At 61.8% G+C, this 6,070-nt stretch carries 5 protein-coding genes and 1 pseudogene; 2 read left to right on the forward strand and 4 right to left on the reverse strand.

Translation table 11 applies throughout. The annotated features are described in order from the left end of the window. The coding region (locus tag PSEMO_RS27315) for an IS3 family transposase (RefSeq protein WP_144443608.1) at window positions 1-99 on the forward strand (99 nt) is incomplete at its 5' end. Between the two features lie 63 nt (window positions 100-162). Here PSEMO_RS27315 and PSEMO_RS27320 read toward each other — a convergent pair. Continuing rightward, window positions 163-669, reverse strand: a complete 507-nt coding sequence (locus PSEMO_RS27320; RefSeq protein WP_075806010.1) for a GNAT family N-acetyltransferase — start codon at window positions 667-669, stop codon at window positions 163-165. A gap of 117 nt (window positions 670-786) precedes the next feature. Here PSEMO_RS27320 and PSEMO_RS27325 point away from each other — a divergent pair, with 117 nt between their 5' ends. After that, a complete protein-coding gene (locus PSEMO_RS27325; RefSeq protein WP_075806011.1) occupies window positions 787-1,389 on the forward strand; it encodes a tetratricopeptide repeat protein in 603 nt (200 codons plus the stop codon). A gap of 45 nt (window positions 1,390-1,434) precedes the next feature. On the opposite strand, the gene PSEMO_RS34430 is transcribed toward PSEMO_RS27325, so the two are convergent. The 3 genes and pseudogenes from PSEMO_RS34430 to PSEMO_RS27335 form a co-directional block, all read right to left on the reverse strand. After that, window positions 1,435-1,845 carry a methyl-accepting chemotaxis protein gene (locus PSEMO_RS34430; protein ID WP_372239144.1) on the reverse strand — a complete coding sequence of 137 codons (411 nt, stop codon included), beginning with the start codon at window positions 1,843-1,845 and terminating at the stop codon, window positions 1,435-1,437. Window positions 1,846-1,980: 135 nt separating this feature from the next. Continuing rightward, window positions 1,981-2,757 (reverse strand): annotated as a pseudogene (locus PSEMO_RS34435) (PAS domain-containing protein); the annotation flags it as partial. Window positions 2,758-2,809: 52 nt separating this feature from the next. Continuing rightward, window positions 2,810-5,344 (reverse strand): EAL domain-containing protein, encoded by a 2,535-nt coding sequence (locus PSEMO_RS27335; RefSeq protein WP_075806013.1) that lies wholly within the window; start codon window positions 5,342-5,344, stop codon window positions 2,810-2,812. Window positions 5,345-6,070: the final 726 nt, after the last annotated feature.

Genomic DNA, 6,070 nt, shown 5'->3' on the forward strand with positions numbered 1-6,070 from the left:
GGCCTAGATGAGTACATCCGCTACTACAACCATGACCGCATCAAGCTGAGGCTAAATGGCCTAAGCCCCGTCGATTACAGGGCTCAGGCCGCTGGCTAAAGCTGTCCAACTTTTCGGGGGCAGTCCAAACCGTGGGAGCCGGCGTTGCCGGCGATAGGGCCCTCAGCCACACCGCAGTTCCATATGCGTCGTCCGCCACAGCGGATCCTCCTCCACATCCACCACGTCGAACCCCTGCCGCTGCCAGAACGCGATCGCCCCCGGCAGGAACGGATGGGTATGCAGGTACAGCACCTCGACCCCGTCCTCCAGCGCAAGCGCCTTCAAGGCCTCGTACAAGCGCCGTGCCAGGCCGCCACGTCGGTACTCCGGTTCGACGAACAGCCTGACCACTTCCACGACCCGCAGACCGCGATAATCAAGCTGGGCGAAGCGATGGTCATAGGGCAGGTAACCCATCCCGGCGACGATCCGCCCCCGGTCCCGGGCCAACAGGAAGCGCCCCTGCCCTGGGGCCAGGTAATGCCCGGCAAAGTCCGCCAGATCCTGCGGAACAGGCGCCTCGGCCAGCATCGGAAAGATCCGCGCCCGCGCCGCCATGATGAAATCCACCACCTCGCCAATGTCACGCCGCTCGCAGGGCTGAATCGGAACTTCCACCGAACTCATGTCAATAAGCCATAAAAAAAGCCGGGATTTGCTTGACCCACGCCAGAATCCTCCCCTTAAATCCGCACATTCTTACAAAAATAACGGCCGCCGCCAGGCTTCCTCAAGGGACGTCCCATGCTCAGCACCGCCTTCGATAACGCACGCGTCATGTCGCTCAACGACCAGGCCGTGCATTACAAAGCCCACGGTTACCTGGACAAAGCGGAGCAATGCTTCGCCGAGGCACTGAATCTCGCCGAAGGCGTCGACGGTTTTGACCCCGCCAGCCTCGCCATCCTGCGCGACGGACTCGCCGGCCTGCGTTGGGAGCAGCAGCGACATGCCGAAGCCGAGGCACTCTACCTGGATGTGCTCACCACCCGGGAAAACCTCTTCTCCCCCAGCCACCAACTGGTAGGCCAGAGCCTGCAGACCCTGGGCAACTGCTACCTCAAGCAAGGCCGCATCAGTGAAGCTGCGCGGATGCTGGAGCGCGCCGTGCAGGTCTACCGCGAAGACACCCCCGACGACCTGGAGCCGGTCAGCGCCTGCCTGGCGTCGCTGGGGCTGGCCCACCTGCAGCAGGACAACCTGGCCGCGGCGCACAAGGCGTTCAGCGAGTCACTGGGGATTTATCAGGTGCAGCAACCGCGGGACGAACAAGTGATCGCGGTGCTCGGGGAGCAGTTGAAGATGATCGAACACCTGGGCAAGGGCGCGTGGTGGAAGTTCTGGTGAACCCGCTGCGAGTCCACCCAGAACCGCCCTGCTGCACGGCGCGGCTCACACCGAAAGCTGATTGGTAAACTGCCCCACCGCGTTCACCACCTTCTGCGCCCCATCCTGGATTTCGACGATCACGCTGCCCGCCTGGGCCGAGAGTTCCAGGCCCTGTTCGGCACGGGCCTTGCCCTGCTCGATGATGCGCACCGCCTCCTCGGCCAGCTTCTGGTTCTGCGTCACCACGTCGACGATTTCCTCGGTGGCCTTGGTGGTGCGCGACGCCAGTTGCCGCACTTCATCGGCCACCACGGCGAACCCGCGCCCCTGCTCCCCGGCCCGCGCCGCCTCGATGGCCGCGTTGAGCGCCAGCAGGTTGGTCTGGTCGGCGATGCCGCCAATGCTCTTGACGATGCTGCCGACGATCTGCGACTGCTTGTCCAGCGCGGCGATACCCTCCACCGCCGCCGCCATCTGCACCGCCAGGCCCTGAATCACATCCACGGTTTCCTGGATCACCACGCTGCCACGCCGGGCGCTGTCGTCGGTGTGCTGCGAGGTGGTGAAAGCGATTTCCGCCGCCTTGGATACGGCGATCTCGCGGTTGACCTGGTCGGTGATCACCGTGGCGAACTTGACGATCTTGTACAGCCGGCCATGAGCGTCGGAGATCGGGTTGTAGGTCGCCTCCAGCCAGACCGCCTGTCCGTGGCTGTCGATGCGCTTGAAACGGTCGGCGATGAATTCGCCCCGGCGCAGCTTGTCCCAGAAGCGCTCGTACTGCGGCGAGTTGGCTTCGGCGGCATCACAGAATATCCGGTGGTGCTTGCCCTTGAGGGCTGCCAGCGTGTAGCCCATGCCCTGCAGGAAGCGCTCGTTGGCGCTCAGCACATTGCCCTGCAGGTCGAATTCGACCACGGCGGTGGAACGCTGCAGTGCCTCGATCAGGTTCTCGCGCTCGCGGGACGACTCGATGGTCCGGGTCAGGTCATTGGCGTAGAGCGAGATGTAGTTGACCTGGCCGTTCTTGTCCTTGATCGGCTGCACGATGGCCCGCAACCAGGCCTCGTTGCCGTTGCCGCGCTTGAGCTGCAAGGCTCCGGCCCAATGCTCGCCGCTCTGGATCGCACGCTTCATCAGGTTGAAGTGGTTGGTGCCCTGGGCGTATTCCGGAACCAGGCTGAACAGTACCTTGCCCTCCACCGCCCCGGCCGAATACTGCATCTCGCCAAGGAAATTGGAATTGGCAGCAATGACCTGCCCCTGGGAATTCAATTTGAGAAACAGCATCTCGCGATCAAGGCTTTCCTTGACCTGTTCGAGGGATGAAAGCCGGTCCTGAGCTTCTGCAAGCTCCTGCTTGAGCCGCCGGTACGCTGGAAACATGAGGGAGAACCTCCAAGAAAGGAAAATGACAGCAGCTTGCCTGATCAATACGTCAATACTTCATCATCCAGGCTTCCAGGTCTTGCGGCGTGAGCGGCTTCGACAGCAGATAACCCTGAGCGACGTGATATCCCTGATCCTTGAGGATCCTGTACTGGCCGTGTTCCTCAACCCCTTCGGCCACCACTTTCAAGCGCAGACTATCGCCGATCCGCATGACGGCGTCACTGAGCGCCCGACTGGTCTCATCCGCTTCCAGATCCAGCACGAAACTGCGATCCAGCTTCAATTCCTGTATCGGCAGCTTGCGCAGATAACTCAAGCTCGAATAGCCGGTACCGAAATCATCCATGGCCAGACGGATACCCTGGGCGTTCAGATCATGCAGCACCTTCATCGTTCCGGGGTTGGTGTCGAGCAGCAGATTTTCCGTCAGCTCGATGGTCAGGTCCTGCGCGGCCAGGCCATGCTGGTCGAGCACGCTGCCGACCATCCCGGCCAGATCGAGGTTGTGGAAGTTGCTCGGCGACAGGTTCACCGACACCGACGGAATATTCAGGCCCTTGCGCCGCCACGCCGCCAGTTGCCGGCAGGCCTCGCGCAGCGCCCAGTGGCCCAGCTCGGTGATCAGCCCGCACTCCTCTGCCAGCGGAATGAAGCGCGCCGGCGAGACCACCCCAAAGGTCGGGTGGGTCCAGCGCGCCAGGGCCTCGACGCCATAGACCTGGCCGTCCTCGATATTCACCTGCGGCTGGTAGTGCAATTGCAGCGTGCCCTGCTCGATGGCCTCGCGCAGCGCGCTTTCCAGGGCCTGGCGCTCCTGGGCGAGTTCGTTGAGCTCATGGCTGAAGAAACTGAAGCGCCCGCGCCCGGAGTTCTTGGCCTGGTACATAGCCATGTCGGCACGGTGGATCAGGGTGCTCATATCGTGTCCATCGCGCGGATACAGGCACACGCCGATACTGGCCGACGGCGAGAAACACGAGCCGGCGATCTGGCACGGCTGGGAAAGTGCCTGGCGGATCTCCTCGATGGCATCGTTGACCCGCTCGCTGTCGCAGTCCGGCAGCACCACCACGAACTCGTCGCCGGACAGGCGCCCGACGATATCCACGCTGCTGCGGTTGGCCCCCAGGCGCTGGGCGACCAGTTTGAGCAACTCGTCGCCGGCCGGATGGCCGAGGGAATCGTTGATCTGCTTGAAGCGATCCAGATCGATGAACAGCACCGCCAGCGCCGTCTTCGTGCGTCGCGCCTCGATCAGCGCATGGTCGGCCTTGGCATGCAGCAGGCTGCGGTTGGGCAGGCGGGTCAGGCTGTCGTAGAACGCCAGTTGGCGAATGCTCTCGCGATTGACCTCGCGCTCCATGGCCAGGGCGCACAGCGGAATGATCACCTCGACGATCTGCTGGTGCAGCGCCGAGGGTGTGCGGTGCTCGCTGTAGTAGAAGGCCAGGACGCCGATGGCCATGCCCTTGGCGCTCTTGATCGGGATCGACCAGGCGCTCTTGATGCCCAATGCCAGGCACTCCTCGCGAATCGGCGCCCAATGCGGATCGCGGGTGATATCGCTGGCGAAGATCATCTCGCCCCGGCAGGCAGCGACGCTGGAGGAGCCGACGCACTCGCGGATCGACCGGCCTTCGAGCAACTGCCCGTAGCGCTCGGAGAAGCCCGGCGCCGCCAGCGGGTGCATGGCACCGTCCTCGTCGACCTGGAGCACCGCTGCGCGGACTTCCGGCGACATGCGCTGGATCTCCTTGCATAGCAGGTCCATCACCGACTCCAGCGGCATCTCGCGGACCATGGCGTCGAGAATGCAGTGCTGCAAGACCTGGTGGATCTTCGACGCGGTGATATCGGTGAGCACCGTCACCGTATGGGCCAGTTCGCCATTGGCGCCGTTCACCGGGTTGATCGCCACATTGCACCAGATGCGCTCTCCGCCTTTCACCTGCAGCAGCTCCTCGACCTGGAACGAACGCCCGCCGCGCAAGCCGCGCTGCAGTTCGGCCAGGCGCTGCGCAGGCAGTTCCGGCACCAGCAACTCCGCCGGCTGACAGGCGACGATCTCCGCGAGGTTGTAGCCGAACAGCTTCTCGAAGCCCTTGTTCAGGTACACCACCTTGCCGCTGCCATCGGTGATGAAGATCGCGTTATCGGTCTGGTCGGCCACCAGCGACAGCAGCTTGGTGTGCTTGCGCTCCTTGCGCTGCTCGGTCACGTCCTTGACGAAGGCGGTGTAGAGAATCTGCCCGTCGCTCTCGACCCGGGAAATCGACATCGAGCCCCAGCGCTGGCTGCCGTCCTTCTTGTGGATCGGCACATCGCGGGTGGTGCCAACGATCTTGTTGATCCCGGTATGGCGATTGGAATTGACATAGCCGTCATGTCGGCTGCGAATACTTTCCGGCACCAGCATGCTGACATTATTGCCAAGCACTTCTTCGCGATTGAAGCCCCACAACTGTTCCGCGGCACTGTTGAACAGCACCACGCAATTATCGCTATCGATCACCACGACACTGTCGATGGCCTGTTCCAGGGTTTGAACGAAGATCTCAGAAAGATTCTGGGTAATGGGCATCAACTCGATCCGAACGCAACTTGTTGATTGCGGCCAAAGCGCTACGGAGCCATGCAGTTCGTTGCTGCATAGCTGGGCGTAGAGCCTCTGGGGCCGGGAGGTGCGCGACAGGCGCGGGGGCATAGCCTACGCCACGATATGGCGCTTCGCCATTATTCGGTCGATATTATTCGGATTATTTTATGGCGCCGGGATACTGGCGGGAGGTCAACCGTTTCACCGTTCTAAAAACGAGAATCCATTGAGACAGATCAATATTTAATCCGTTATATATGTTAGCCCCAAGCCGCTACACATACCTCGGCGACATGCATCTTCAGCCACAGGCAACTCTGTACTTCGACCTTACACATTTGAAAACGTTTCACTATTGATTGCCGACTCAACCAATCGACTTGGGCCTGACGCCTTCTCGCTCACTGTAAACAGGGTGTTTACGCCGCATCACTGCCTATATCTCGTAGGCCTATTCCACATCCCATGTAGTCCTGATCTGAAACTTATGTAACTCCGCCTTTTCACCTTGTCGCCCCCTCAGCCTTAGGCCAAGTTGCGCTCCTTCTCACGAGGCCAAGACCTCTGCGACAGGAACAAATAACCATGCTCAAGCGCTTATCCGAGTACCTGTTCGGCAAGGGTGACCCGCTGCCGCCGCCACCTCCCGTACCGCAACGCCCACAACTGACGGCGTGGCCAGTGCCGCTCAAACCTCACCCCGAGCCGGCG

This window comes from Pseudomonas putida, from assembly GCF_001941965.1.
Lineage (GTDB): Bacteria > Pseudomonadota > Gammaproteobacteria > Pseudomonadales > Pseudomonadaceae > Aquipseudomonas > Aquipseudomonas putida_L.

Coding starts and splice junctions, on each gene's coding strand:
- PSEMO_RS27320 (WP_075806010.1), bottom strand. CDS start 669: ATGAGTTCGGTGGAAGTTCCGATTCAGCCCTGCGAGCGGCGTGACATT.
- PSEMO_RS27325 (WP_075806011.1), top strand. CDS start 787: ATGCTCAGCACCGCCTTCGATAACGCACGCGTCATGTCGCTCAACGAC.
- PSEMO_RS34430 (WP_372239144.1), bottom strand. CDS start 1,845: ATGGCGGCGGCGGTGGAGGGTATCGCCGCGCTGGACAAGCAGTCGCAG.
- PSEMO_RS27335 (WP_075806013.1), bottom strand. CDS start 5,344: ATGCCCATTACCCAGAATCTTTCTGAGATCTTCGTTCAAACCCTGGAA.